This is a genomic window from Pseudarthrobacter sp. MEB009 (assembly GCF_030208875.1).
GTDB lineage: Bacteria > Actinomycetota > Actinomycetes > Actinomycetales > Micrococcaceae > Arthrobacter.
In genome coordinates, this window is sequence record NZ_JARVTC010000021.1 from 34,830 (window position 1) to 58,225 (window position 23,396).

The 23,396-nt window shown below is 68.6% G+C and carries 20 protein-coding genes and 2 tRNA genes; 13 read left to right on the top strand and 9 right to left on the bottom strand.

The window, feature by feature from the left end; genetic code table 11:
* Window positions 1-21 precede the first annotated feature (21 nt).
* From QRN07_RS19040 to QRN07_RS19050, 3 genes are all read right to left on the bottom strand, one after another.
* Window positions 22-4,572 carry an ExeM/NucH family extracellular endonuclease gene (locus QRN07_RS19040; protein WP_285241914.1) on the bottom strand — a complete coding sequence of 1,517 codons (4,551 nt, stop codon included), beginning with the start codon at window positions 4,570-4,572 and terminating at the stop codon, window positions 22-24.
* Window positions 4,573-4,835: 263 nt separating this feature from the next.
* Complete coding sequence (locus tag QRN07_RS19045; RefSeq protein WP_285241915.1) at window positions 4,836-5,627, bottom strand: VOC family protein; 792 nt, start codon at window positions 5,625-5,627, stop codon at window positions 4,836-4,838.
* 166 nt (window positions 5,628-5,793) lie between these two features.
* Window positions 5,794-5,881: transfer RNA gene (locus QRN07_RS19050), tRNA-Ser, on the bottom strand.
* Between the two features lie 108 nt (window positions 5,882-5,989).
* Between QRN07_RS19050 and QRN07_RS19055 the strand changes: the two genes are divergently transcribed.
* The 10 genes from QRN07_RS19055 (at window position 5,990) to QRN07_RS19100 (ending at window position 16,709) form a co-directional block, all read left to right on the top strand.
* Entirely contained in the window at window positions 5,990-6,973 is a 984-nt protein-coding gene (locus QRN07_RS19055; protein WP_285241916.1) for an NAD(P)H-quinone oxidoreductase, read from the top strand.
* Between the two features lie 137 nt (window positions 6,974-7,110).
* Window positions 7,111-7,716 (top strand): PadR family transcriptional regulator, encoded by a 606-nt coding sequence (locus QRN07_RS19060; protein WP_285241917.1) that lies wholly within the window; start codon window positions 7,111-7,113, stop codon window positions 7,714-7,716.
* Window positions 7,713-8,450 carry an ABC transporter ATP-binding protein gene (locus QRN07_RS19065; RefSeq protein WP_285241918.1) on the top strand — a complete coding sequence of 246 codons (738 nt, stop codon included), beginning with the start codon at window positions 7,713-7,715 and terminating at the stop codon, window positions 8,448-8,450. Before QRN07_RS19060 ends, QRN07_RS19065 begins: the two co-directional genes overlap by 4 nt.
* Window positions 8,450-11,314 (top strand): ABC transporter permease family protein, encoded by a 2,865-nt coding sequence (locus tag QRN07_RS19070; RefSeq protein ID WP_285241919.1) that lies wholly within the window; start codon window positions 8,450-8,452, stop codon window positions 11,312-11,314. Before QRN07_RS19065 ends, QRN07_RS19070 begins: the two co-directional genes overlap by 1 nt.
* Window positions 11,315-11,456: 142 nt before the next feature.
* Window positions 11,457-11,741 (top strand): DUF1540 domain-containing protein, encoded by a 285-nt coding sequence (locus tag QRN07_RS19075; RefSeq protein ID WP_050686138.1) that lies wholly within the window; start codon window positions 11,457-11,459, stop codon window positions 11,739-11,741.
* 358 nt (window positions 11,742-12,099) lie between these two features.
* The gene (locus QRN07_RS19080; RefSeq protein WP_050686140.1) at window positions 12,100-14,400 is read left to right on the top strand and encodes a carbon starvation CstA family protein; all 2,301 of its coding nucleotides are present in this window, start codon (window positions 12,100-12,102) and stop codon (window positions 14,398-14,400) included.
* Window positions 14,400-14,603 (top strand): YbdD/YjiX family protein, encoded by a 204-nt coding sequence (locus QRN07_RS19085; RefSeq protein WP_285241920.1) that lies wholly within the window; start codon window positions 14,400-14,402, stop codon window positions 14,601-14,603. Before QRN07_RS19080 ends, QRN07_RS19085 begins: the two co-directional genes overlap by 1 nt.
* A 78-nt stretch (window positions 14,604-14,681) precedes the next feature.
* Window positions 14,682-15,317, top strand: a complete 636-nt coding sequence (locus QRN07_RS19090) for a bacterial proteasome activator family protein (RefSeq protein ID WP_050686144.1) — start codon at window positions 14,682-14,684, stop codon at window positions 15,315-15,317.
* Between the two features lie 6 nt (window positions 15,318-15,323).
* Complete coding sequence (locus tag QRN07_RS19095) at window positions 15,324-15,800, top strand: hypothetical protein (RefSeq protein ID WP_285241921.1); 477 nt, start codon at window positions 15,324-15,326, stop codon at window positions 15,798-15,800.
* Window positions 15,801-15,863: 63 nt separating this feature from the next.
* Window positions 15,864-16,709 (top strand): aldo/keto reductase, encoded by an 846-nt coding sequence (locus tag QRN07_RS19100; RefSeq protein WP_285241922.1) that lies wholly within the window; start codon window positions 15,864-15,866, stop codon window positions 16,707-16,709.
* A 129-nt stretch (window positions 16,710-16,838) separates the two neighbouring features.
* Here the strand turns inward: QRN07_RS19100 and QRN07_RS19105 are convergent, their stop codons facing one another.
* The 4 genes from QRN07_RS19105 to QRN07_RS19120 are packed head-to-tail and all read right to left on the bottom strand — an operon-like array spanning window position 16,839 to window position 20,065.
* Window positions 16,839-17,024 (bottom strand): hypothetical protein, encoded by a 186-nt coding sequence (locus QRN07_RS19105; protein WP_050686148.1) that lies wholly within the window; start codon window positions 17,022-17,024, stop codon window positions 16,839-16,841.
* A gap of 38 nt (window positions 17,025-17,062) precedes the next feature.
* Window positions 17,063-18,052 carry a hypothetical protein gene (locus QRN07_RS19110; protein ID WP_285241923.1) on the bottom strand — a complete coding sequence of 330 codons (990 nt, stop codon included), beginning with the start codon at window positions 18,050-18,052 and terminating at the stop codon, window positions 17,063-17,065.
* A 28-nt stretch (window positions 18,053-18,080) separates the two neighbouring features.
* Window positions 18,081-18,740, bottom strand: a complete 660-nt coding sequence (locus QRN07_RS19115) for a response regulator transcription factor (protein ID WP_050686150.1) — start codon at window positions 18,738-18,740, stop codon at window positions 18,081-18,083.
* Complete coding sequence (locus QRN07_RS19120; RefSeq protein ID WP_285241924.1) at window positions 18,737-20,065, bottom strand: sensor histidine kinase; 1,329 nt, start codon at window positions 20,063-20,065, stop codon at window positions 18,737-18,739. Before QRN07_RS19120 ends, QRN07_RS19115 begins: the two co-directional genes overlap by 4 nt.
* Before the next feature lie 165 nt (window positions 20,066-20,230).
* Between QRN07_RS19120 and QRN07_RS19125 the strand changes: the two genes are divergently transcribed.
* Both QRN07_RS19125 and QRN07_RS19130 read left to right on the top strand, forming a co-directional pair.
* On the top strand, window positions 20,231-21,343 hold the full coding sequence (locus QRN07_RS19125) for an ABC transporter permease (protein WP_285241925.1): 1,113 nt from the start codon (window positions 20,231-20,233) through the stop codon (window positions 21,341-21,343).
* Between the two features lie 70 nt (window positions 21,344-21,413).
* Complete coding sequence (locus tag QRN07_RS19130) at window positions 21,414-22,118, top strand: ABC transporter ATP-binding protein (RefSeq protein WP_056600218.1); 705 nt, start codon at window positions 21,414-21,416, stop codon at window positions 22,116-22,118.
* Between the two features lie 12 nt (window positions 22,119-22,130).
* Here QRN07_RS19130 and QRN07_RS19135 read toward each other — a convergent pair whose 3' ends face one another.
* Window positions 22,131-22,607: a DoxX family protein gene (locus QRN07_RS19135; protein ID WP_200933664.1), complete on the bottom strand. Its 477-nt coding sequence runs from the start codon at window positions 22,605-22,607 to the stop codon at window positions 22,131-22,133.
* A gap of 167 nt (window positions 22,608-22,774) precedes the next feature.
* Here QRN07_RS19135 and QRN07_RS19140 point away from each other — a divergent pair, with 167 nt between their 5' ends.
* Window positions 22,775-23,236 carry a GatB/YqeY domain-containing protein gene (locus tag QRN07_RS19140; protein ID WP_285241926.1) on the top strand — a complete coding sequence of 154 codons (462 nt, stop codon included), beginning with the start codon at window positions 22,775-22,777 and terminating at the stop codon, window positions 23,234-23,236.
* Window positions 23,237-23,304: 68 nt separating this feature from the next.
* On the opposite strand, the gene QRN07_RS19145 is transcribed toward QRN07_RS19140, so the two are convergent.
* Window positions 23,305-23,377 (bottom strand) — tRNA-Thr (locus QRN07_RS19145).
* Window positions 23,378-23,396: the final 19 nt, after the last annotated feature.

Genomic DNA, 23,396 nt, shown 5'->3' on the forward strand with positions numbered 1-23,396 from the left:
GCGTTGGACGTCAGGGGCGGATCAGCCCCGCAGGCACACCTGGTACTGGAGCCACTGGATGCCGTAGCGGATCCAGCCCAGCACGTCGTACCACTTGGTGGGGGCCGTGGGGGCCTTGCAGACCGGTGCCGGCGGAGTGACGGGTGCAACCGTCACGTCCGCAGTCACGGTCGTTCCGGATTCCGCGGCGGTCAGCACCAGGGTGGCAGCGCCCGCCGCAGCTCCGGCGGGAACCGGCAGGCTGACGGCGGCGGTTCCGGCTGCCACGGGAACCGTGCCCAGCCGGGTCACCTTTCCGGCTGCGTCGGTAAACACCGCGGTGAGCGAGGTGTTCACCGGGCTGCCCAGGGAGGTGAGGTCCAGCCTGGTGATGGCCAGCGTCACCGGCTCGCCGGGCTTGACCCCGGCCGCTGTGCTGTTGGCTACGGCCACGGAACGCCGGGCAAAGTCCGGTGCCACGGGACCGCTTTTCTGCAGGTACCCGATCCAGGCATCCCGGTCCACCAGGCCGGAGTCCTTGGTGCCGGTGCCCTGCGTGAAGACCCGGAAGTTGTCGCCGCCCGTTGCCAGGAAGCTGAACGTGCCGATCCGGTAGGACTTCGCCGGATCGATCAGGGTGCCGTTCACGCGGATCGAGGTGATCCGGTCACCGGCGGCGCGGGCTGCGTCGTAGGTGTAATTGACGTTTTTGGACAGGCCCAGCTGCTGGTAGGCGCGGCTGGGAACCGAACCGTCGGCGTTGGTCTGCCACTGCTGCTCCAGCAGGGTTTTCACCTGCGCGCCGGTCAGCGACGTGGTCCACAGGTTGTTCACAAACGGCAGTACCGCGTTGGCCTCGGCGTACGTGATGGTGCCGTCCGGGGCGTAGTACAGCTCGTTTCGCAGGCCGCCGGGATTGACGACGCCGATCTCCGCGCCGCCGAGGTCCGCGGACTTCAGCGAATCCAACAGGGAATCGGCCACCAGGTTGCCCAGGGTGGACTCGCTGGCACGGTCATCACGCTTGGCGGGGCCTCCTGCGGGGTCCGGGGTGAACGCGGTGGTGATGTCCTTGGTGACCGAACCGATGGGCTGGTCGCCGATGACGGCTGCGTCGGCGAGGGCCTTCTTGACGATGCCGTCCACCGTTGCGACGCGGGGGTAGGCGGCGATCAGCCCGGCGGCGGGGTCGGTGGTGCGTTTGACGTTCCCGGCCTTGTACGCGGTCACGGCCTTGGTGGCGGTGTCCACGGTCAGCTGGATCTGGCCGATGTTTTCGCCGTAGTTGCCGGTCTGGACGATCGGACGGGTCTTGCCGTCAACACCGGGGACGGGTGCGTCCCAGGCGTATTCCTTGTGCGTGTGGCCGGTGAAGATGGCGTCCACGTCGGCTGAGGTTTCGGTGACCAGCTTGGCGAACGGTCCGCCGGCTGCCACTTCCTGCTCCAGTGTTGCGCCGTCCGGGGTTCCCGAGCCGGCGCCGTCGTGGTTCTCCACGATGATGACGTCCGCCAGGTTCCCGGCGGTGATGGTGGCAGCCACCCGGTTGATGGCCGCTACGGGGTCGCCGAACTCGAGGCCGGTGATGCCGGCCGGGGTGACCAGCGACGGGACTTCCTGGGTGACGGTGCCGATCACGGCCACCTTGATGCCGTTCATGTCCAGGACCGTGTACTCCGGCAGGACCGGGGTGGTGGTGCCCTTGGCATAGACGTTGGCGCCCAGGTACGGGAACTTCGCGTTGGTGCCGCCGGCGATCACGCGGTCCCGCAGGTCCGCCCAGCCGCCGTCGAATTCGTGGTTGCCCACCGCGGATGCCTTCAGCTCCAGGGTGTTCAGCACGTCGATGGTGGGCTGGTCCTTGGCAACCGCGGACGCGAACAGCGAGGCGCCGATGTTGTCGCCTGCGGAGAGGAACGCCGTGGCGCCCGGGGCAGCGGCTGCCCGCAGCTTCTCGATGGTGCCGGCGAACTGGACGGTGTTGGTGTCGATCCGGCCGTGGAAATCGTTGATGCCCAGGAAGTTCAGGTCAACACTGGCCGGCGCGGACTGCAGGTTCAGGCCCACCACCACGGGATCGTGGTCGCTGGCGCGGAACTGGTCCGGGGCGTAGTAGTCGGTGACGTTGTTGTTGTAGCGGCTGTATTCAAGGGCCACCGACTCCACCGAGTTGATGTTCCAGATGTCGGCACCGGACACCACGGCGTCAGCCGCGGGGGAGGCGAGGATGTGGTCCAGGGAACCCACCAGGCCACCGAAGAGGTAGGAATGCTTCGCGGAGCCGTCGGTGTTGCGGGCCTTGTTGTCCTGGTTGACGTAACCGGCGGCGGTGAAGACATTGATGGGGTCTTCGTGGCCGTAGGAGTTGAAGTCGCCGATCAGGAAGACCTTATCGGTGGCCTTGCTGGCCTGCAGGCCCTCGGTGAACGCCAGCAGGGATTTGGCCTGGGCGGTACGTGCGAGGTTCGAAGCGCCCTGGCCCTTGTCGGTGTCGTCCGGGGTGGCTGCGGAGCCCTTGGACTTGAAGTGGTTGGCGATGGCGATGAATTCGGTGCCGGCTGCGCCGCCCACCGGCTTGAAAACCTGTGCCAGCGGTTTGCGGGCGGTGGCGAATGCCGCGGTGTCGTTGTGGATGATGGACTCGCCCACCGTTTCGACTGCCGCTTTTTTGAAGATGAAGGCCGTGCGGATCATGTCTTCATCGGACAGCGGGGGAGCGTTGGCGGGGGTCCGGACGTAGTCCCAGATACCGGGCGTCTCGATGTTCAGCGCCGCCACCAGCTTGGCCAGGGCGTCGTCGCGGTTTTTGCCGAACTGGGCGGAGTTCTCAATTTCCATCAGCGTGACCACGTCCGCGCCGGCCTTGGTGATGGCCGCCACGATCTTGGCCTGCTGGCGTTCGAAGTTTTCCGCGTTGGCGGCACCGCGGGCGTCGCAGCCGCTGCGGACCGTGATGGGATTGCCTGCCCGGTCCGCGTAGAACGTGCAGCCGGCAAGGGTGTCGCCGGTGGTGGGGAAGTAGTTCAGCACGTTGAACGAGGCGATCTTGACGTTGCCGCCGACAGCCTGCGGCGCTTCGGTGCGGGTGGCGCCGAAGGATGCCGGCTGCACCGTGTCCTTGTTCGCTGCGGTGAGGTGCGTCAGCGGCTGGAACTTCCAGGCGTCGTTGGAGTAGCCCAGCACTACGTTCGTGGTGAATGTTGCGGGGGATCCGACGCGGACCGGGTCCGTTGTGGTCAGGTACGGCAGGATCTCTGCCTTGGTGCCCGCGTCCTTGAGGAAGTTGGTGCTGGAGCCGTCGTCGAGCTTGATGCCACGCGCCGTGTTGTCGGCCACGGTGGCGGTGTATTCGGCTGACCCGAAGGGCGCGACGGCGGTGGGCTGGACCAGCGGTCCGGTGCCGCCGGCCAGGCCGATTTCGCCGTACTGGTTCAGGGTGTAGTTGTCAGTCACCGTGAGGGGACCCTGCGGGGCCAGGAGCATGCCTTCCAGGGATTCCCGGAAGGTTTCGCTGGCCGGAAGGGTGAAGGCGGTGGCCTTCACCTCGGGCGCGGCTTCGGCAAGTTTGGTGAGGCCGGCGGCCGCGGTCACGTTGACCTGGGTCATGCCGTAGTACTCGGCAACGGCGCCGGTGACCTCGACATGGTCACCGATCCGGACGCCGGCCACGGTGGCGGGAGAGTAGATGAAGATGCCGTCCGAGGCCGCGTGGTTGGTGGCGTTGAGGTCACCGCCGGTGCCGGGCGTCTGCAGGTAGTAGCCGTTGAGGCCGCCGGTGGGGAAGGCTGCCGTGACCTTTCCGCGGGTGGTGACAGTGGCCCCCACCATGGGGCTGGCCGTTCCGGTGCCCTGGATCTCGGCGATGGTGCGCGTGACCGGATCCGGGGTGGGCTCGGGATCAGGATCCGGCGTGGGATCCGGGTCAGGGGCGGTGCCGCCCGCGTTCGTCGGCGTGATCGCCGCGGCGAGGGTGAAGTCAGCGGCGTTGCTGTTGGTGTCCACCCCGGGAACGCGGTTCAGGGACCGGACATCGGAGTTACCCGACGGCGCCGTCGCCGGGGCCGTCTCGAAGGTGTTGGAGCCGCCGTAGCCCAGGAGGTCTGCCACGTTGGCGGGCTCGACCGCGCTGCCGGTGGGTACCGCGAGGGCACCCGGCTGCCTGGCCAGGATCAGGGTGCCGCCGGCGCCTGCGGGGTTGATGCTGCCGGCCACCAGGTCCGGGGTGGGCAGGGCCGCGCCGTTGGCGCCGTTGCTTCCACCCTGGACCAGGTAGTGGCCCTTGGCGGGAATGCTGCCCGTCAGGGGAGCCACTCCGCTGGGGTTGCCGGTGGAGCCGGCGGCCCGGTACTGGAGCGACCAGCCGCTGAGCGGAACGGCAGTGTCCGATGAGTTGTAGAGTTCAACAAATTTGTTTTTGAACGCTGCCCCGCCGCTGCCCCCGCTCAGGTAGGCCTCATTGATGGTGACGGGGGAGGTGCCCGCGGCCGCTGGTGCGGCGTCCACGGCGGCGGCGGGCAGGGCTGCCAGCGGGGCGGCTATTAGCCCCACTGACAGCGCTGTGCCCAGCGCCAGTTTCCAGGTTGAGTGATGCATTCTGCTCCGGCTTTCGTTGGTTTGCCCCTGTAGGGACGCGACGGAAGGGGTGGGGATTGCCGCCAGGTGTGCTGATCGGGGCAATGCCGAAAAGGCGTGGCCCGGGCCATCACAACACCTCCAAATGAACGCAGTATTGATGGGACGTGCATTCGGCTTGTGTGCTGGACATCACAAACACTACCCGCGGGTAGTGTTTGGGGTTGGCCGGCTGGGGTTGGTCCGGCGAAGAATTTACGCCCCCGTAACGGGCTGCGGAGGTTCTAGCCGGCAGGCTGCTGCCGGTTGTCTTCCACGATCCTGAACCGCGCGCCGGTGGGGTCGGCGAGCTGCGCCACCCGGCCGAAACCGCTGTCCTGCGGCCCCTCCAGCAAGGTGGCACCCAGGGTCAGCGCCGCGGCCACGCTGGCGTCGGCGTCGTCCACGGCAAAGTAAACCTGCCAGTGCGGCGGGACGTCGGCCGGCAGGTAGGCGGACGCGTCCATGACTCCGGCGTGGGCGTTTTCACCCTCGCCGGAGGTGGCGTACCGGAACTCCGGGGTATCGCTCAGGACAGCGGGCTGCCAGCCGAACACGGTGGCGTAGAACTCCAGGGCGCCCCGGTAGTCCTTCGCATGGAGTTCGAACCAGGCCGGGGCGCCGGGCTCGGCCGCGATATCGAAGCCGTGCATGGCCCCTGGCTGCCACGCGCCGGTGGCGGCCCCGGCGGAGTCCTGGAAGAACAGCATGGTGCCTTGCTCCGGGACCTCCAGGGGACCCAGGTGGATGGAACCGCCATGCGCCACCACGGCGTCGGCGGTGGCTGCAGCGTCATCGGTGCGCAGATAGACGGACCACAGGTCCGGCATGCCCACCTGGTCCGGCTGCCGGGCCATGATGCCCGCCACCGTGCTGCCGTTCCTGGCAGCCATGATGTACCCGCCGTATTTTTCGGTGTCGCCCACCTCGAATTCCCAGCCGAACAGGCTGCCGTAAAACGCGCAGGCCTGGTCCGTGTCGCTGGTCATAAGGTCGATCCAGCAGGGCGAACCGTTGATGAAATCCGGAGTGGGCATGGAATCTCCTGGGTGCAAGGTCAGCTGTCCGGCCCCAGCGGCCGGATCACTCCAGAGACTATGGCGGGCCCCTGACACTGGCAAGCGCCCTGTGCGGCGGGTGCGGATCGGGCGGTTAAGCAAAAAACCCCGGCGGCCAGATCACTGGCACGCCGGGGTTATTCCGCGGAAGGTAAGAGATTCGAACTCTTGGTACGGGGTTACCGCACACTAGTTTTCAAGACTAGCTCCTTCGGCCGCTCGGACAACCTTCCTCAACGAGTAGTGTTTCATAGGCACTTGCCTGCAACAAAACAGAGCCCGGAAAGTGTCCGGTGCACACTGGTGGCAGGCCAGTATTCAGTCAGGAACGGGAGAGGTCCATGAAAGCCGTCTTTATATCGGAACCGGGCGGCCCGGAGGTGCTGGCAGTCCGCGAGGTGGACGCCCCCGTGCCGGGTACGGGCGAGGTGCTGATCGACGTGGTGGCTGCCGGCCTGAACCGCGCGGACGTGCAGCAGCGCAAGGGCGTATACCCGCCCCCGCCCGGTGCGTCCGAAATTCCCGGCCTGGAGGTTTCCGGCCGGATCGCGGGTTTCGGGCCCGGTGTCGCCAAGGCGTTTTCCCTGGGCGACAAGGTGGTGGCCCTGCTGGCCGGCGGCGGTTATGCCCAGCAGGTGGCGGTCCCCGCCGAGCAGGTCCTGCGGCTGCCGGACGGCGTGGACCTGGTCACCGCCGCGTCCCTGCCCGAGGTTGCGGCCACTGTTTATTCGAACCTGATCATGACCGCGCAGCTGCAGGCCGGCGAAACGGTCCTGATCCACGGGGCCACCGGCGGGATCGGCACGTTCGCCATCCAGCTGGCCAAAGCCTTCGGCGCGCGGGTTGCCACCACCGCAGGGTCCGATGAGAAGGTTGGCACCGCCACGGCCTTCCTCGGTGCGGATATCGCCATCAACTACCGGGAAGAGGACTTTCCGGAGAGCCTGCGCCGCCAGAACGGGGGCAAGGGGGCCGATGTGATCCTGGATGTGGTGGGAGCCAAATACCTCCGCCAGAACGTGGATGCCCTGGCCGAATACGGCAGGCTGGTGGTTATCGGGCTGCAGGGTGGTGCCACGGGCGAACTCGACCTCGGCAAGCTGTTGTCCAAGCGCGGTGCGGTGGTGGCCACGGCCCTGCGGCCCCGGCCTGTCGCCGAAAAGGGCGCCATCATGACGGCGGTGCGCGACGCGGTGTGGCCGCTGGTCAGTGACGGCCGGATCCGCCCCTTGGTGGCCAGGTCCTTCCCGCTGGAACAGGTCAGGGCGGCGCACCGGTACTTCGATACCGGCGATCACGTGGGCAAGATCCTGCTGGTGATGTAGTCCGCCGTTCCGGCGGCGCAGGCGCTAGATACTCAGTATTGCCAGGGGACTTCACTCCGGCTAGGCTCGTCTATACGCGGTATGCACGGGTCTTGGGGGTCCGTGCATACCGGCAGCCAGCCACGCAAGGGAGCCGTATGTCCATCCGCCACAGCCTCCTCGCCCTCCTGCAGGACCAGCCGCGGTACGGCTACCAGCTCCGGGTCGAGTTTGAAAACCGTACGGGCGCTACCTGGCCGTTGAACATCGGGCAGGTCTACACCACCCTGGACCGGCTGGAACGCGACGCCCTGGTGGCCAAGGAGGGCGACGACGGCGAAGGCCACGTGGTGTACAGCATCACCGCCGCCGGGACTGCTGAAGTCCGGGGCTGGTTCGCCGCACCGGTGGAACGGAACAACCCGCCGCGGAATGAGCTCGCCATCAAGCTCGCGCTCGCCGTGACGCTGCCGGGAGTGGATGTCCAGGCCATCATCCAGGCGCAGCGCGTTGCCTCCATCAGGGCGCTGCAGGATTACACCAGGGCCCGCCGGGACGCCGCCGGCACACCGCGGACAGGAGATACGGCCTGGCTGCTGGTGCTCGACTCGCTGATCTTCCAGACCGAAGCGGAAGTCCGGTGGCTTGACCTTTGCGAGGCGCGGATGGTCCAACAGGCGCAGGCCGCCGGCCAGGCCGTCACCCGCCCATTATCCGCCGGGGTCCCGGAAGACGCCACGCCCACCGCGGATACCCGCCGATGAGCGTCCAGGGTCCGCAGCAGGTCCTCGAACTCGCCAAAGTCAGCCGGACATTCGGCGCGGGCGCCACGGCGGTGGCGGCCCTGCGCGAAGTGGACCTGAGCGTGGCAGCAGGAGAATTTGTGGCCGTGATGGGGCCGTCCGGATCCGGGAAATCCTCCCTCCTCGCTCTCGCAGGCGGACTGGACAAGCCCACGGGCGGCGGGGTCTTTGTGGAATCCACCTCCCTTGCCGGGCTGGGCCTGAATGACCTGGCACGGCTCCGCCGCCGCGCTGTGGGGTATGTGTTCCAGGACTTCAACCTGGTCCCCACCCTGACGGCCGCGGAGAACGTCAGCCTGCCGCTGGAACTGGATGGCACACCCCTGAAAAAGGCCCGCCGGCAGGCCGCCGACGCGCTGCGCCAGGTGGGTATCCCGGAGCTGGCGGACCGTTTCCTGGACCAGATGTCCGGCGGACAGCAGCAGCGGGTGGCAATCGCCCGCGCCATTGTGGGCGAGCGGCGCCTGATTCTTGCCGACGAGCCCACCGGAGCATTGGACTCCACCACCGGGCACGGGGTGATGGAGGTTTTGCGGGCCCGCGCCGATGCGGGTGCCGCCGTGATGCTGGTTACCCACGAGGCCCGGCACGCGGCCTGGGCCGACCGGGTGGTGTTCCTGCGTGATGGCCGGATCGTGGACCAGGCCTCGGCCATGCATGATCCCACGATGCTGCTGACCCAGGCCGGCCTCTGATGCCGTTGAATCTGGCTCCGGCGCCTGGCGGGCGGCGGGGCAGCTTCCGCGTTGCCCTCCGGATGGCCCGCCGGGACATCCGCCGCCACCGCGGCAGGTCGGTGCTGATTGTCCTGCTGATCCTGCTGCCCGTCGCGGCCATGACCGGGGCTGCGACCTTGAACCAAAGCCTGCACCGCACTCCCGATGAGACCGTCCGCTATGAACTGGGCGGCATGCAGGCGCGGTTCAGCACTCTTCCCGCTCCCAACGGCGACTCCGTCCAGGACCCGCTGGATGACACCAGGGTGGTCTCCAGCTCCGGTGCGCACGATCCCGGGTTCGTTGGCAGTGACCCGCTGGACCTTGTCCCGGCGGGGTATGAGGTGGTCCCGCACCGGCAGCTCCAGCTGACCACCCGGGTGGGCGACGGCGACGCCTCCTTCGGCGCGAGGGTGGTCGACGCGCTCTACCCGGCCTTCGCCGGCCGCTACTCACTGCTTTCCGGCCGCGCGCCGCAGTCCCCGGCCGAGGTACTGGCCTCCCCAGGGTTCCTGGACCGGTTCGGCCTGGAGCCGGGCACCACCATCACCACTTCCGCCGGCACGTTCACACCCGTGGGCATCCTCCGTGACGCCGACACCTCTGACGGCAATTCGTTCCTCTACCTTGCGGCGGACCAGGTTCCGGCCGGGCTGCTGGCCGGGGTGGCCGCGGACTCTGTCACCACGTCCTACTACCTCGCCGGACCCGAACCCGTCACGTGGCAGCAGGTCCGGGCGGCCAACCGGGCGGGGGTGGCCGTACTGTCCCGTGACGTGGTGCTCAATCCGCCGCCCGCGGACCAGCAAACGTTCGACGGCGGCCCGTTGCCGGACCAGGGGTTGGCCGCGGAACTCGGCATGTATGCAACGTTTGCGCTGATCGGAGCGCTGGCACTGCTGGAGGTCGGCCTGCTGGCGGGCACTGCCTTTGCCGTGGGCGCCAAAGGCCAGGTCCGCGAACTTGCACTGCTGGCCGCTTCCGGCGCCGAAGCGCCCACCCTCCGCGCCGTCGTCACGGCGGCAGGCCTGTGGCTGGGCGGGACCGCCGTTGTGCTGGGCGCGGCCCTGGGGTTCGGCGCGGCAGCCCTTGTGGTGCTGTGGGTCCGGGCTGCCGGTTCGGCCCGCCTGGCCGGGGTGCACCCGGACCCGGTGCCTACAGCCGTCGCCATGGTGATGGGGCTTGCCGCCTGCCTCCTCGCCGCGCGGTCGCCTGCACACCACGTGGCCCGCCGGGCGGTGCTGGGGGCGCTGAAGACCGGGCGCGCCCCGGCCGGAAGCGCGAAAAAGAGTGCCATCACCGGCGCTGCCCTACTGCTGGCCGCCGCCGGTGCCTTCGCCGGAAGCTGGTTCGTGGGACACTCCACCAGCGATCCGGACCGGCTGGCGGAGCTGTTCCCCGCGGCCTCGGGCCTGCTGACCGGGGGTGCGGTGTTGACCGTGGTGGCGCTGTCACTGCTGACCGGGTGGCTCCTTACCCTTCTCCCGCGCCGGACCGGGCGGCTGCCACTGGCGCTCCGCCTGGCTGCCCGCGATGCCACCAGGAACCGCAACCGCACAGTGCCCGCAGTGGCCGCAGTCCTGGCCGCGGCGGCGCTGGCCAGCAGTGCCCTGGTCCTGGCGGCGAGCCAGCAGGCCGGGATCCGCGAAACCTACTCCTGGACCGCCCTTGAGAACCAGGCCTTCCTGCCCCTGTCGCTGGAGCAGCCGCCCCTGGTGGACGGCACCCCGCAGCCAGCCACCGCAGTGGCGCCGGAGCAGCTTTCCGCCGCGCTCAGCGGAGCCCTGGGCACCGTGGCCTGGACCAGGGTGGTCGCCACGCCCGCCCCGCCGCTGAACTGCTTCGATGGTCCCGGTGCAGACCTTGCCCCCGCCCGGACGGCCACCAGGAACTGCCTCCAGTACGCGCTGGGCACCCCGCCGGGCAACGCCTGCCCCGTGACGCCGATGGGGCGGCTGCAGGATCCCGGCGACCCGCGCTGCAAGGGACCGCTGGCCCAGGGGACCGGCTCGCCCCGGTCCATCGTGGTGGGCGGCGCTGACGAGATCCGTGCCGTCCTGGGCGTGGAACCCGGGCCGGCTGCCCTGGCCGTCCTGGCGAACGGCGGAATGGTGGTGACCAACCAGGTCTTTGTCCGCGACGGGACGGTGGAACTTCAAACCCTGGACCTTCGCCGGCCCATGGCCGAACCAGCGGGGCGCCAAATGCAGTATGACCCGGTCGGCAGCGTCCCCCTGGTGGCGGCGGTGGTGGAACCGCTGGTTCCGGTTCCCTACTACGGCGTCATTTCCGCCGGCACGGCAGCGCGGCTGGGGATGGAGCCGCGTCCCAGTGAGTTGCTGGTCCAGCTCACGGAGCACCCCTCCGCGGCCCAGGTTGACACTGCCAACGGCGTTATTGCCTCGACGTACAAACACCCCGGCGCCGCCCTCTGGGTGGAACCGGGGATCCCCAGGGACAGTTCCTGGCAGATGTGGGCCATCGTGCTGGCCAGCGCGCTGATCACCGTCAGCGCCGCCGGCATCACCACCGGTCTGGCGCTCGCCGATGGCCGCCGGGACCAGAGGACCCTGGCCGCGGTGGGTGCCGCACCCAGGCTCCGCAAAGCGCTCGCCGGAAGCCAGGCGCTCTTCACGGCCGGGCTGGGCGCGGCACTGGGTGCAGCGGCCGGCGTGGTCCCCGCTGTGCTGCTCGTGGCAGCCACGGAAATGCGGATCGCGCTGGCGGTCCCGTGGACGTACCTGCTGGTCCTGGTGCTGGCAGTCCCGCTGGTGGCCGCCGCCCTCGCCTGGACGTTCACCAGGGCGGCCCTGCCCACGGGCCGGCGGGAGCAAGGAACCTGACGGCCTGCGGGCATGGCCGGGTCCGGGCTGGGGCCAGAAGCCAATAGGTCACACAATTGGGTCTTTTTGATTGACCGCAACAGGCCTAGCGTGGGTTGCAGGAGCCGCCTGCCAGGGGCGGCGGAGCCCACGGAGGAAGCTCATGACAACCCACGTTGCCGATTGCAGTGTCACCCGTTGTTCGTTCAACGACCATGAAGGCTGCACAGCGCACGCCATTACTGTGGGGGGAACGGAAGACCACGCCTCCTGTGCCACCTTCATCGACACCGGCCACAGCGGCGGCCTGCCCAAAGTCCTGGCCGATGTCGGGGCCTGCCAGCGCTCCGAATGCGTTCACAACGACCACCTGATGTGCAACGCCCCCGCCGTGCACGTTGGCCCGGGCGCGGACAACGCCGACTGCCTCACCTACTCGCACGCCTGACCACCGGACACCACTGTCCCGGGACAGGGCCTCCGACCGGACACCCGGCCGGGGGCCCTGCCTGTTTCGCGGCACTGCCACGCAGGTACCGACAGCTGCAACCCAGCCGCCAATCCCGTACCGACCCAACAGCGGCAAACCCCATCCATCCGACCGGCCGGACTGCCCGGCCGGACGCCCGCTGCCCGGCCCGCCCAAGACGTGAGCGCACCCTGCAAGCCAGGTGCCGGCGTCGTTCGCCGCCCCATGCCCGCCGTTCGCCGCACCCCGCCGGCGGCATAACCCGAAAGCCGTCCCGGCAGCCGGATGCGTTGGTAAGGTGCCTGCAAGCAACAGTGAACACTCTCAAGGAGGAGACATGGCACCAACACCTGAGCAACGAAGGAATCCATCGCCGGGGGAAGGTGCCGTGGCCACTGACCCGGCCCTGCCCGCCGTCGCCGTGGACGACGCCGTCCTGGAAGCCGAGGACAGGAAGTGGACACCGGCGAAAATCGCCCTGTGGGCCGCCATTGCGCTGCTGGGCGGCGTGGCCTGGTTCATGCTGGCCATTGTGCGCGGCGAAACCGTCAACGCCATCTGGTTCGTCTTCGCCTCCGTCTGCACGTACCTCATCGGCTACCGCTTCTACTCGAAGGTCATCGAGCGCTACCTGACCAAACCTGACGACAAACGCGCCACCCCCGCCGAATATAAGGCTGACGGCAAGGACTACGTCCGGACCGACCGGAACGTCCTGTTCGGGCACCACTTCGCCGCGATCGCCGGCGCGGGCCCGTTGGTGGGGCCGATCATCGCAGCCCAGATGGGCTACCTTCCCGGCACCATCTGGATCATCATCGGCGTGGTCCTTGCCGGTGCAGTCCAGGACTACCTGGTGATGTTCTTCTCCATGCGCCGCGGCGGCCGTTCCCTGGGCCAGATGGCGCGCGAGGAACTTGGTGTGGTGGGCGGCACCGCAGCCCTGGTAGCCACGCTGCTGATCATGGTCATCATCGTGGCCATCCTGGCGCTCGTTGTGGTCAACGCGCTCGGCGAAAGCCCCTGGGGTGTCTTCTCCGTGGGACTGACCATCCCCATTGCGCTGTTTATGGGTGTCTACCTGCGTTACCTGCGGCCCGGCAAAATCATGGAGGTTTCCCTCATCGGGTTTGTCCTGCTGATGGCCGCCATCATCGGCGGCGGCTTTGTGGCCGAGACCGCGTGGGGCGCCGAACTCTTCACCCTGGATAAGGTCACCCTGGCGTGGGGCCTGATCATCTACGGCTTCATCGCCGCCATCCTCCCGGTATGGCTGCTGCTTGCCCCCCGCGACTACCTGTCCACCTTTATGAAGATCGGCGTGATCGTGATGCTGGCACTTGCCATCATTGTGGTCCGGCCTGAAATCACCGTGCCGGCGTTCAGCGAGTTCGCCGGCCGCGACAACGGCCCGGTGTTCTCCGGAGCGCTGTTCCCCTTCCTGTTCGTCACCATCGCCTGCGGCGCGCTCTCCGGCTTCCACGCCCTGATTTCCTCCGGCACCACCCCCAAACTGGTGGAGAAGGAACGGCAGACGCGTTTTATTGGCTATGGCGGAATGCTGATGGAATCCTTTGTGGCCATCATGGCCCTGGTGGCTGCCATCTCGATCGACCGCGGCCTGTACTTCGCCATGAACGCCCCGGCCGCGCTGACCGGCGGCACCGTCGAAACTGCCGCCACCTGGGTGAACAGCCTGGGCCTCGCCGGCGTGAACATCACCCCCGATTTCCTGGCCCAGACAGCTGCCAACGTGGGCGAGGAAAGCATCATCTCGCGCACCGGCGGCGCCCCCACCCTCGCAGTGGGCCTGGCCCACATCATGCAGCAGTTCATCGGCGGCACGGCCATGATGTCGTTCTGGTACCACTTCGCCATCATGTTTGAGGCCCTGTTCATCCTGACCGCCGTGGACGCCGGCACCCGCGTTGCCCGCTTTATGCTGCAGGACTCGGTGGGCAACTTCATTCCCAAGTTCAAGGAAGCCTCCTGGCGGCCCGGAGCCTGGCTCTGCACCGCCATCATGGTGGGGGCGTGGGGTGCGGTGCTCCTGATGGGCGTCACGGACCCGTTGGGCGGGATCAATACCCTGTTCCCGCTGTTCGGCATCGCCAACCAGCTGCTGGCCGCTATCGCGCTGTCTGTATGTCTGGCCATTGTGGCCAAGAAGGGCACGTTCAAGTACCTGTGGATTGTGGCCCTGCCCCTGGCATTCGCCGCCGTCGTCACCATTACGGCGAGCTTCCAGAAGATCTTCTCCGCCACCCCGTCGGTGGGCTACTTCGCCAACAACGCAGCATTCAGCAAGGCGCTGGCGGATGGGAAAACCGAGTTCGGCTCGGCCAAGTCTGTGGCTGCCATGGAGGCAGTGGTCCGCAACACCGGGATCCAGGGCTGGCTGTCGGTGATCTTTGTGGTGCTGAGCATCATCGTGATCGCCACCGCCCTGCTGGCAACCGTAAAGGCCTTCCGGACCCGGGACGCCGCCGGGCGGCCTGAAGGCAACGAGGACCCGGCCGTGCCATCGAAGGTGTTCGCCCCGGCCGGGGTCATCCCCACGGCCGCCGAGCGTGCCCTGCTGGCTGAGTGGGACAAGGTGCCCGCCAGCCAGCGGTTCGAACGGGCGGGACACCACTGATGCCGGCGCCCATGGCGGTCCTGGCCAAAGGCGTCAGGGGCGCTGCCCGCTACCTGGGCAGCGTGATGGGCGCCGACGCTTACACCCGGTACCTGGAACACCACCAGGCTATGGGGCACCGGTCGGCGCCCCTGACAGAGCGGGAGTTCTGGCGTGACCGTACGGACCGCCAGGACGCCAACCCCCAGGGCCGCTGCTGCTGATTGAGCCTGCAGCGGACAACCCCGTCAGGGACGTTCACACGGGGGCCGGGGACGGATCGCTCATGAGAGTATGAACGCATGAGCGATCCGATCCCCGCACAGGCAGCCGAGGACCTACCGGTGGAAGGCACCACCCTTGACGGGGACCGGCCCGGCGACGGCGGGTCCGCTCCGGCGGAACCCGCGCCCGGGGCCGGCGCCCGGACCAAAGGTGGCAACCTGCAGGACCTGGTGGACCAGCCGGCCAAGGTGATGCGGATCGGCACCATGATCCGCCAGCTCCTTGCCGAGGTGAAGTCCGCGCCGCTGGATGACGCCGCACGCGGCAGGCTGGCCGAGATCCACGCCCGCTCCATCAAGGAACTCGAAGACGGGCTGGCGCCCGAGCTGGTGGCGGAACTGGACCGGATCCGGTTGCCCTTTGACGATAACGCCACGCCCTCGGACGCCGAGCTGCGCATCGCCCAGGCCCAGCTCGTGGGCTGGCTGGAAGGCCTGTTCCACGGCATCCAAACGGCCATCGCTGCCCAGCACGCAGCCAGGGAACACTCCGCCCAGCTCCAGCTGCGCCAGCTGCCGCCCGGCACTGTGATTGCCCCCGGGGTAGTAATCGGCGACAACGGCGAACCCCAACGAGCCGGCACCCCGCCGGGATCGCCCGCGCAGCCTGGCCAGCCCAACGATCCGGACCACGGTCCCGGACAGTACCTGTAGGCCAGCTTGGGTTTTTTCAGCGCCGCCAGGCAAGGGCGCAAGGACGACACAGAGCTGGGCAAGGGGCTGTGGCGGCGCGCCCACGACCGCTTCCACCGGGGCCTTGACCGGTTCCACCAGGTCCTGGAAGGCGTCGAGGACGACCAGCTGTATGCCGAGCTGGTGGAGGTCGCCAACAGCCTCGCAGCCCTCCTGGACCGCGTCCGGATCATCTGCGTGGAAGCCCAGCGGCGTTCCCCCAGCGAGGGGCTGGACATTCCCGTGGCCCTGTCCGGGGTGCACCGGGCGTTGTCCAAGGCCGGCAATTCCCTGGCCACCACCGCTGAAGCTGCCGCCATGCTGCGGCTGGCCGTTGGCCCGATTCCGGTCGGGGCAGCCTCTGTGCGGCGCCGGGCCGAATCGGTTTTTGAACAGGTGGCCGACGCCGAGAGGCACCTTCGCGGGGACGCTCCGGCAGCAGGACAGCAGGATATTCCCGGTTAAGCGCCTGGCATAGTCCGGCCGGATTCACCCCTTCAGGCGGCAGCGGTTTGGCAGGATGAGGGCATGACTTCTTCACCAACACTGACTTTCAATGACGGAAACACGATCCCCCAGCTCGGCTATGGCGTGTGGCAGGTTGAGGACGACGTAGCGGAAAAAGTGGTCCGCCAGGCTTTCGAAGCAGGCTTCCGGCACATCGACACCGCGAAGATCTACGGCAATGAAGCCGGCGTGGGCCGCGCCATCGCCTCCTCCGGCATCTCCCCGGAAGAGCTGTTCATCACCACCAAGCTGTGGAACGCGGATCAGGGCTACGAGGAAACGCTGGCCGCTTTCGAAGAGTCCATGGCCCGGCTCGGCCTGGAAACCCTTGACCTGTACCTGATCCACTGGATGCAGCCCAAGCAGGACAAGTACGTTGACACCTGGAAGGCCGTGGTGGAGCTGCAGAAGCGCGGCCGGGTCAAGTCCATCGGTGTCTCCAACTTCACCACGGCCGGGCTGCAGCGCCTGATCGATGAAACCGGCGTGGTTCCGGCCATCCACCAGATCGAACTGCACCCTTACTTCAGCCAGCGCGAACTCCGCCAGTTCGGTGCTGCGAACGGCATCCTCACCCAGGCCTGGTCCCCGCTGGGCCAGGGCGGCGAGCTCCTGGAAGACCCGGCAGTGGCTGCCGTCGCGGCCAAGCACCAGGTCACCCCGGCGCAGGTCGTCATCGCCTGGCACCTGGCGATCGGGAACGTGGTCATCCCCAAGTCCGTCACCGAATCCCGGATCCGCGAGAACTTCGCGGCCCTCGAAGTGGCCCTGGACGCCGGCGACATCGAGGCCCTCAACGGCCTGGACCGCACCGCGGCCGGCGAAGGCCGGATCGGTGCCGACCCGGCCGTTTCCGACTTCGCCTGACCACCACGGCCAGGCACCGGCACGGCCCCCACGCCGGCCGCGTGAAGCCGCCGGAACCCGTACTGCCCGCATGGGCGGTGCGGGTTCCCGCGTTAACCGCGTTGCTGCGGCGCCCCGCTGTGCCCGGCGCTAAGCGGCGAGGCGGACCTGCTCGACGGTGACGGTGTCCACCACGGCCCAGCCGTCCGCACCGGTGCTGTGCCGGTCGGCGAACCGCCGGGCGCCGGCCAAGGTGTCGAAGACTTCAGCCCGGGCGCGGCCGCAGTCGGCGTCAAAGTACGTGACGTGAAATTCCTGAACGGTGTGCGTTTCCATGCTTCAAGTCTGCAACCGGGGTACGACATTCCCCGGGATCAGTCCCGCGTGTTGCCCAGGCGGAGCACCCGTTCCTGCGCCAGCATGGCCGTCCGCTCAGCTTTCGCCGCTGCCCGGGCGGCCTGCTTGGCCTCCGCTGCGCCCGCGGCCAGGGCCTTCCGCTCCGCAGCGAGCTGCTCCTCGGCTGCCTTGAGCCGGCTGCGGAGCTGCCCGGTTTCCGTTTCCAGGTCAGCGACAGTGGCACGCGAGCGTTCCGACTGTTCCAGCAGGTCCGCCGCGAGTTGCGCGGTCCTGGCTTCCTCGGCGCGGGCCCCGGCGAGTGATTCCTTCGCCCGGTCCAGCGCTGGTGCGGAGGCCGCCCGGGGGGTTTGCCGGACCGCCTCGAGCCGCGGCTTGGTGCGGGCCGGGGCTTTGGCGGGTTCCGGCGTCGGGCGCTTCTGCAGTGGTTCGGTGTCCGCGGGTTCGTCGCTGGCGGGTTCTGCCCGCGACGCGGAGGAAACGCCCGCGGGTGCTGTTGCTCCCGGGACTGCAGTGGCGCCGTCAAGGTCCACGGCGTTCACGCCATCTGCCGCGAGGGTCTTGAGGAGCAGGCCGCTGCGTACGGCGCCGGCGGCCCCGGGATCGGCCGTCAGGGCCCGCAGCGTCTCTTCGACGTCCGTGGCCATGGCGCCGCTGATGGTCCTGCCGTGATCAGTGGACACTGTCCGGGCGGTGTCGACCGCGGCTGCCAGGAGGGTGCGGCGCTCCCGGGCAAGCCCGCGGAGGGCCGCCGCGTCGAGGTTCGCCTGCGCGGCCTGCATCCGGTGGCCCAGGTCCGCGAGGCCCGCCAGGACGTCCGGCTTGTCGCGGGCCAGCATGTTCACGGCCCAGGCCGCCACCGATGGTTTGGGCAGCTTCAGGACCGCGGCCCCGAGGGCTTTGTCTCCGGCGGCCGCCGCCTTGGCTGCGGCCGCCCGGACGGCCACGAAGTCGTCCAGGGATGTGCTGTACAGCGTGTCTGCGATGCCGGCCAGCTGGTCGTCGTCCATGCACGCCATCTTAGGCATGCGCGCGGAGTCAGGCCTGCTGGCCGGGGGACCGGATAATGCGGCGGCGGGTCGCCTCGGCAATGGCGGCCGTGCGGTTGTCCACGCCCAGCTTTCCGTAAATGTGGACCAGATGGGTCTTGACCGTGGCCTCTGAGATGAACACCCGCTGCGCCATGGCCCGGTTGGACAGCCCGGTGGCGAGCAGTTCAAGCAGCTCCACCTCACGCCGGGTGAGGGCCGTGCCGGGGTTGGTGATCCGGTCCATCAGCAGCGCGGCCACTTTGGGTGCCAGGGCGCTTTGGCCTGCAGCGGCGGCAAGCACCGCCTGCTGGATCTGCTCCGGTGGCGCGTCCTTGAGCATGTAGCCGCTGGCGCCCGCTTCGACGGCGGCAAGGATGTCGGCGTCGGTGTCGTATGTGGTGAGGATCAGGACGGGCGGAGCCGGGTCCAGCAGCCGGATCAGCCGGGTGGCGGTCACACCGTCCATCCCGGCGCCCATCTGCAGGTCCATCAGGACCAGGTCCACTGGATCGCCCAGGACCTGCCGGCGCTGCAGTTCGTCGACGGCGGCCTGCCCGTCCGCGGCTTCGGCCGCCACCAGGATGCCCGCAAAATCGGTGAGCATGGCGCGCAGGCCGGCCCGCACCACGGGGTGGTCGTCCACCAGCAGCACCCGGATGGCGGTCATGGGGTGCCCGGTCCGGGCAACGGCAGCCGGATGGCCACCACGGTGCCCTCCCCGGGCGCCGACTGCAGCTCCAGGGTGCCGTGCAGCGCCGCCACCCGCGCGGCCAGGGAACCCAGGCCAAAGCCCCGCCCGTCCGCTGCGGGGCGCACCTCCGCGACCTGTGCTGCCGGGTCAAAGCCGATGCCGTCGTCGTAAACATCCAACGTGACCTCGTTGCCCAGGAACGCCAGCGTCACCACGGCTGCGGAGGCCTGCGCGTGGGCAGTGACGTTGGCCAGGCTGGCCTGGACCGCCCGGAGCAGTGCCACGGCGTGCGGCGGTGGCAGTTCAACGGGGACACCGTCCAGTTCGAAGCGGCAGCGGAGCACCTTCCCGCGGGCCGCAACTGCGGCTTCCGTGGCCGCGCAGAGCCGGCGCAGGCTGTCCACCAGGGAGGCGTCCTGCAGCTGCGGGGCGGAGAGGCCGCGGACAAAGCTGCGGGCCTCGGCCAGGTTGCCGGCGGCGGTATCCTGAACCACCCGGAGGCGGTCGCGGGCGGTGGTGGTGTCGCCGTCCTGCAAAGACTTCTCCGCGGCCCGGGCCATCAGCACAATGCTGGAAAGCCCCTGGGCCAGGGTGTCGTGGATTTCGCGGGCCAGCCGGGTGCGCTCGGCCAGGACACCGGTGTTGTGCTGGGCAGCTGAGAGTTCCGCCCGGGTCCTGCGGAGTTCGTCGGCGGCCCGGCGCTGGCTTTCCGCCTCCAGGTAGAGGGCCCGGTACGCCAGCCCCGTTACCACCGAAAACGCCGCGCCCAGCGCGGGCCCCAGCACCACCGCCGCATGTGGAACGGGAAGCCCGCCGGCAGCCCACTGGGCGCCGATGACCGCGGCCGTCATCACGGCGATGCCCACCAGTGCAGCCCGCCGGGGCAGCAGGTGCAGGTGCAGGAAAAACAGCGGGAACGCCAGCCAGGAAAAGTCCGCGCTGCCGGCCAGGAGCACGGCCCACAGCACCGTGACCGTCGCCAGCCACGGCAGGCCGTAACGGCGCGGATCGAAGCCCTGGCCGCTGGCCGAGAACCGCTTTTCAAGGATGGTGCCCGCCAGGTAGGCGGCCGCCAGGAGTGCGGCGCCGCCCATCAGGGCCGGCCGCAGCGGATGGGGATCGCCGGCCAGCAACAGCCTTGCCGCTGCCACGGCCAGCAGGACCGCAAAGCCCACATGCAGGGTGATCCGCAGGACGCGGAGGATGGCTGCCGAAGATCCGCCCTCATGACCTGCCGGCGGCGCGGCAGGGGCGGCGGAACCAGGCGCCGCAGGCGGGCTGGCTGGTTCGGTGGCTGGCATCTGTCCAGCCTATGCGCCGGCGGCAACCAGCGGATCAACCGATCGGTTGAGTCCGGTCTCCACACCATGGGCCGCAGGGATCAACCGCCTGCACGATGGCACGCGGCGTGCACCGGCGGAGAGTTGAAAGGGAAAGCCACCCCGCCCTACCGGAAGAAGTCCAACGTGTTCCTCGCCATCCGCGACATCCGTTTTGCCAAGGGCAGGTTTGCCCTGATGGGCAGCGTGGTCGCTTTGATCACCTTGCTCCTGGTCCTGCTCTCCGGCCTGACAGCAGGCCTGGCCGACCAGTCCACGTCCGCGATCGCCCGGCTGGGCAGCGGCGGCACCGGGACCGTGGACAGGATAGTGTTCGGCGGGCCGGCCGGTGCAGGCGCCAAGGCATCCTTTACCGACAGCGCCGTCACTGCGGACCAGGTGGCACTCTGGCGGGACCAGCCAGGCGTCGAGGCCGCCCAAGCGGTGGGGATCAGCCAGTCCCGCGTGCAGGCTGCCGGCCCGGACGGGGAGGTCACGGCCACCGCGAACGTCGCAGTCTTCGGGGTAGCGCCCGACGGCGGCCTGGCGCCTGGCCCGGTCACGGCAGGTACCGCTGTGCTCGGCTCGGGGGTTGCGGACGACCTGTCGCTGTCTGTCGGCGACCCGGTCACCGTCGGCGGCATGGAACTGTCCGTCGCCGCCGTTGTGGCCGACCAGTGGTACTCCCATACCAGCGTCGTATGGGTGGACCTGCCCGTCTGGGCTTCGCTGGCCCATGTGACCGGGCCCGCCCAGACCGGCACCGTGGCCGCCGTCACGCTCGGGCCGGCCGGCGCGGATGAAGCGGCGGCCAACGCAGCTGCCGGCACCGTCAGTGCCACCCGCACAGGCTCGTTCCAGGCTTTGGGTTCGTTCCGGAGCGAGAACGGATCGCTGATGTTGATGCAGGGGTTCCTGTACGGCATCTCCGCGCTGGTCATTGTGGCGTTCCTGACCGTGTGGACCATCCAGCGGACCCGGGACATCGCGGTGCTGAAGGCCTTGGGTGCCGGTAGCGGCTACATCCTGCGGGACGCCATGGCGCAGGCGGCGCTGGTCCTGGTGGCCGGCGCGGCCGTTGGTGGTGGTGCCGGCGTTGTTGGCGGCCTGCTCGCTGGCCAGGCGGCGCCGTTCCTGGTCTCACCCGTCACCACCCTGGTACCCGTGCTCGGCATTGTGTGCCTGGGCCTGGCCGGCGCAGCGCTGGCGGTACGCCGCGTCGCCGGGGTTGACCCATTGCTTGCCCTCGGTGGCAACTGACCTGCCCCGCCATAATGCCGCAGCCAACCCAGCCTGCACGCCATCTCCAGCCATCAGAAGGATTTAACCCATGTCAGCCAACTCCGATTCCGCGCCGCTGTCCCTCGTCAACGCTACCCTTGAGTATCCGGACGGGGAAGGCATCGTCACGGCCCTCGACGGCGTCCACCTCACCGTGCAGGCCGGCCGGATGATGTCCCTGGTGGGTCCGTCCGGATCCGGAAAGTCCAGTCTGCTCGCCGTTGCCGCGACCCTGGTCCGGCCCACGTCCGGGCTGGTGCTGATAGCCGGCACCGACGCCGGCGGACTGGGGCAGCGGGAGCTCAGTGCCCTGCGGCGGGAAACCATCGGGATCATCTTCCAACAGCCGAACCTTCTGGCGTCCCTGACCGCCGTCGAACAGCTTATTATCGGCGCCCACCTGCGGGGTGCACCGCTCCGGGATGCGGGCGCCAAGGCTAAGGAGCTGCTGTCACTGGTGGGCCTGGCGGACTGCGCCGGCAAGCGTCCGCACCAGCTGTCAGGCGGGCAGCGCCAGCGCGTCAATATTGCGCGCGCGTTGATGGGGAAACCCAGGATCCTGCTGGTGGATGAACCCACGGCAGCCCTGGACCACGACAGAAGCCGGGAAATCGTGCAACTGCTGCGTCGCATCACCGACGAGTTCCAGGTGGCAACCGTGATGGTTACTCACGACACCGAGTTTGTGCCGCTGACCGATGACGTGGCCACCATGCGCGATGGCCGGCTGGGGCTTGCCGTACGCACCGGCTGATGTCCCGGGCGGTCAGCGCCGGAGCTTGGCTTCCGCCAGCGCCGTCTGCAGCTCCCGCCAGGCACCGGTGGACCAGAGCGCCCACACCACCAGCGCCGGCTGGAAAAACAGCCGGATCAGGCGGCTCCGGTCCGAATCCAGTCCGAACCCGTCAGTGCCGGTCGCGTACTGGGAGATGTTGCCGGGAAAAATGGCTATAAAGAAGGCGGCGGCCACCAGCCCCACCGGAACCCGGCGCCGCCGCAGGACGATCAACGCCGCCCCCAGGCTTACCTCCACAACGCCGGATGCCAGCACCACAAAGTCCTTGTCCGCGGGGAACCACGGCGGAACCTGCGCCTGGAATTCCTGCCGCGCAAACGTAAGGTGGCTGATGCCGGCAAAGACCAGCGCACCGCCCAGGGCCACGGCGCCGATAAGTCGCGGGGCGGAGATTTTCCCGGCCGGTCGCGTGAGGAGCCCGGCCAGTGCAGTTCGCAGAGATGACATTACTGAACGGTAACATCAGGAGCTCCCGGTTCCTGCAACGGAGGATGGGGCGCGGTGCCCACCGGGGATGATCCAATGGGTGCGGGGACGCGCCACAAAGGGTGCGCCGCCGTCACGGTGCGGGCAGCCCCGCAGCGCGTGGCCCGAGCGAGGAACGAGGAACCGACATGTCCCTGAAGGACACCCTGAAAGCCGATGTTGTCACCCATATGAAGAATGGGAACAAGACGGCGCTGACCACCGTCCGCAACGTGCTGGGCGAGATTGAGACGCGGGAAAAATCCGGCAAGACCCCCGTTGAGCTCGACGACCTGCAGGTCACGGCCCTGCTGCAGAAGGAAGCTGCCAAGCGCCGGGACACCGCAGCCATCTACGCCGCGGCCGGCGAGGACGGGCGCGCCGCAGCGGAAATCTCAGAGGCGGACATCATCGAGGCGTACCTGCCCCAGGCGCTGACGCGCGAAGATGCCGAAGCCATCGTGGACGAGGTAGTCGCCGGGCTTAAGGCCGACGGCCACGAGTTGACGGTCCGGTCCATGGGAACGGTGATGAAATCAGTCACGCCCCGCATTGCGGGCCGGTTCGACGGCAAGGCAGTCAGCGAGATCGTGCGCGCACGGTTGGCCTAAGTGCAGCGTTAACCAGCAAAAAACCCCGTACAGTCGCAGATTTCCGCGACGATACGGGGTTTTTCCCGAGCTTCCTATCAGAATCGAACTGATGACCTTTTCATTACGAGTGAAACGCTCTACCGACTGAGCTAAGGAAGCACCGCACGAACTTTCCGGC

Coding starts and splice junctions, on each gene's coding strand:
- QRN07_RS19040 (WP_285241914.1), bottom strand. CDS start 4,572: ATGCATCACTCAACCTGGAAACTGGCGCTGGGCACAGCGCTGTCAGTG.
- QRN07_RS19045 (WP_285241915.1), bottom strand. CDS start 5,627: ATGCCCACTCCGGATTTCATCAACGGTTCGCCCTGCTGGATCGACCTT.
- QRN07_RS19055 (WP_285241916.1), top strand. CDS start 5,990: ATGAAAGCCGTCTTTATATCGGAACCGGGCGGCCCGGAGGTGCTGGCA.
- QRN07_RS19060 (WP_285241917.1), top strand. CDS start 7,111: ATGTCCATCCGCCACAGCCTCCTCGCCCTCCTGCAGGACCAGCCGCGG.
- QRN07_RS19065 (WP_285241918.1), top strand. CDS start 7,713: ATGAGCGTCCAGGGTCCGCAGCAGGTCCTCGAACTCGCCAAAGTCAGC.
- QRN07_RS19070 (WP_285241919.1), top strand. CDS start 8,450: ATGCCGTTGAATCTGGCTCCGGCGCCTGGCGGGCGGCGGGGCAGCTTC.
- QRN07_RS19075 (WP_050686138.1), top strand. CDS start 11,457: ATGACAACCCACGTTGCCGATTGCAGTGTCACCCGTTGTTCGTTCAAC.
- QRN07_RS19080 (WP_050686140.1), top strand. CDS start 12,100: ATGGCACCAACACCTGAGCAACGAAGGAATCCATCGCCGGGGGAAGGT.
- QRN07_RS19085 (WP_285241920.1), top strand. CDS start 14,400: ATGCCGGCGCCCATGGCGGTCCTGGCCAAAGGCGTCAGGGGCGCTGCC.
- QRN07_RS19090 (WP_050686144.1), top strand. CDS start 14,682: ATGAGCGATCCGATCCCCGCACAGGCAGCCGAGGACCTACCGGTGGAA.
- QRN07_RS19100 (WP_285241922.1), top strand. CDS start 15,864: ATGACTTCTTCACCAACACTGACTTTCAATGACGGAAACACGATCCCC.
- QRN07_RS19105 (WP_050686148.1), bottom strand. CDS start 17,024: ATGGAAACGCACACCGTTCAGGAATTTCACGTCACGTACTTTGACGCC.
- QRN07_RS19110 (WP_285241923.1), bottom strand. CDS start 18,052: ATGGACGACGACCAGCTGGCCGGCATCGCAGACACGCTGTACAGCACA.
- QRN07_RS19115 (WP_050686150.1), bottom strand. CDS start 18,740: ATGACCGCCATCCGGGTGCTGCTGGTGGACGACCACCCCGTGGTGCGG.
- QRN07_RS19120 (WP_285241924.1), bottom strand. CDS start 20,065: ATGCCAGCCACCGAACCAGCCAGCCCGCCTGCGGCGCCTGGTTCCGCC.
- QRN07_RS19130 (WP_056600218.1), top strand. CDS start 21,414: ATGTCAGCCAACTCCGATTCCGCGCCGCTGTCCCTCGTCAACGCTACC.
- QRN07_RS19135 (WP_200933664.1), bottom strand. CDS start 22,607: ATGTCATCTCTGCGAACTGCACTGGCCGGGCTCCTCACGCGACCGGCC.
- QRN07_RS19140 (WP_285241926.1), top strand. CDS start 22,775: ATGTCCCTGAAGGACACCCTGAAAGCCGATGTTGTCACCCATATGAAG.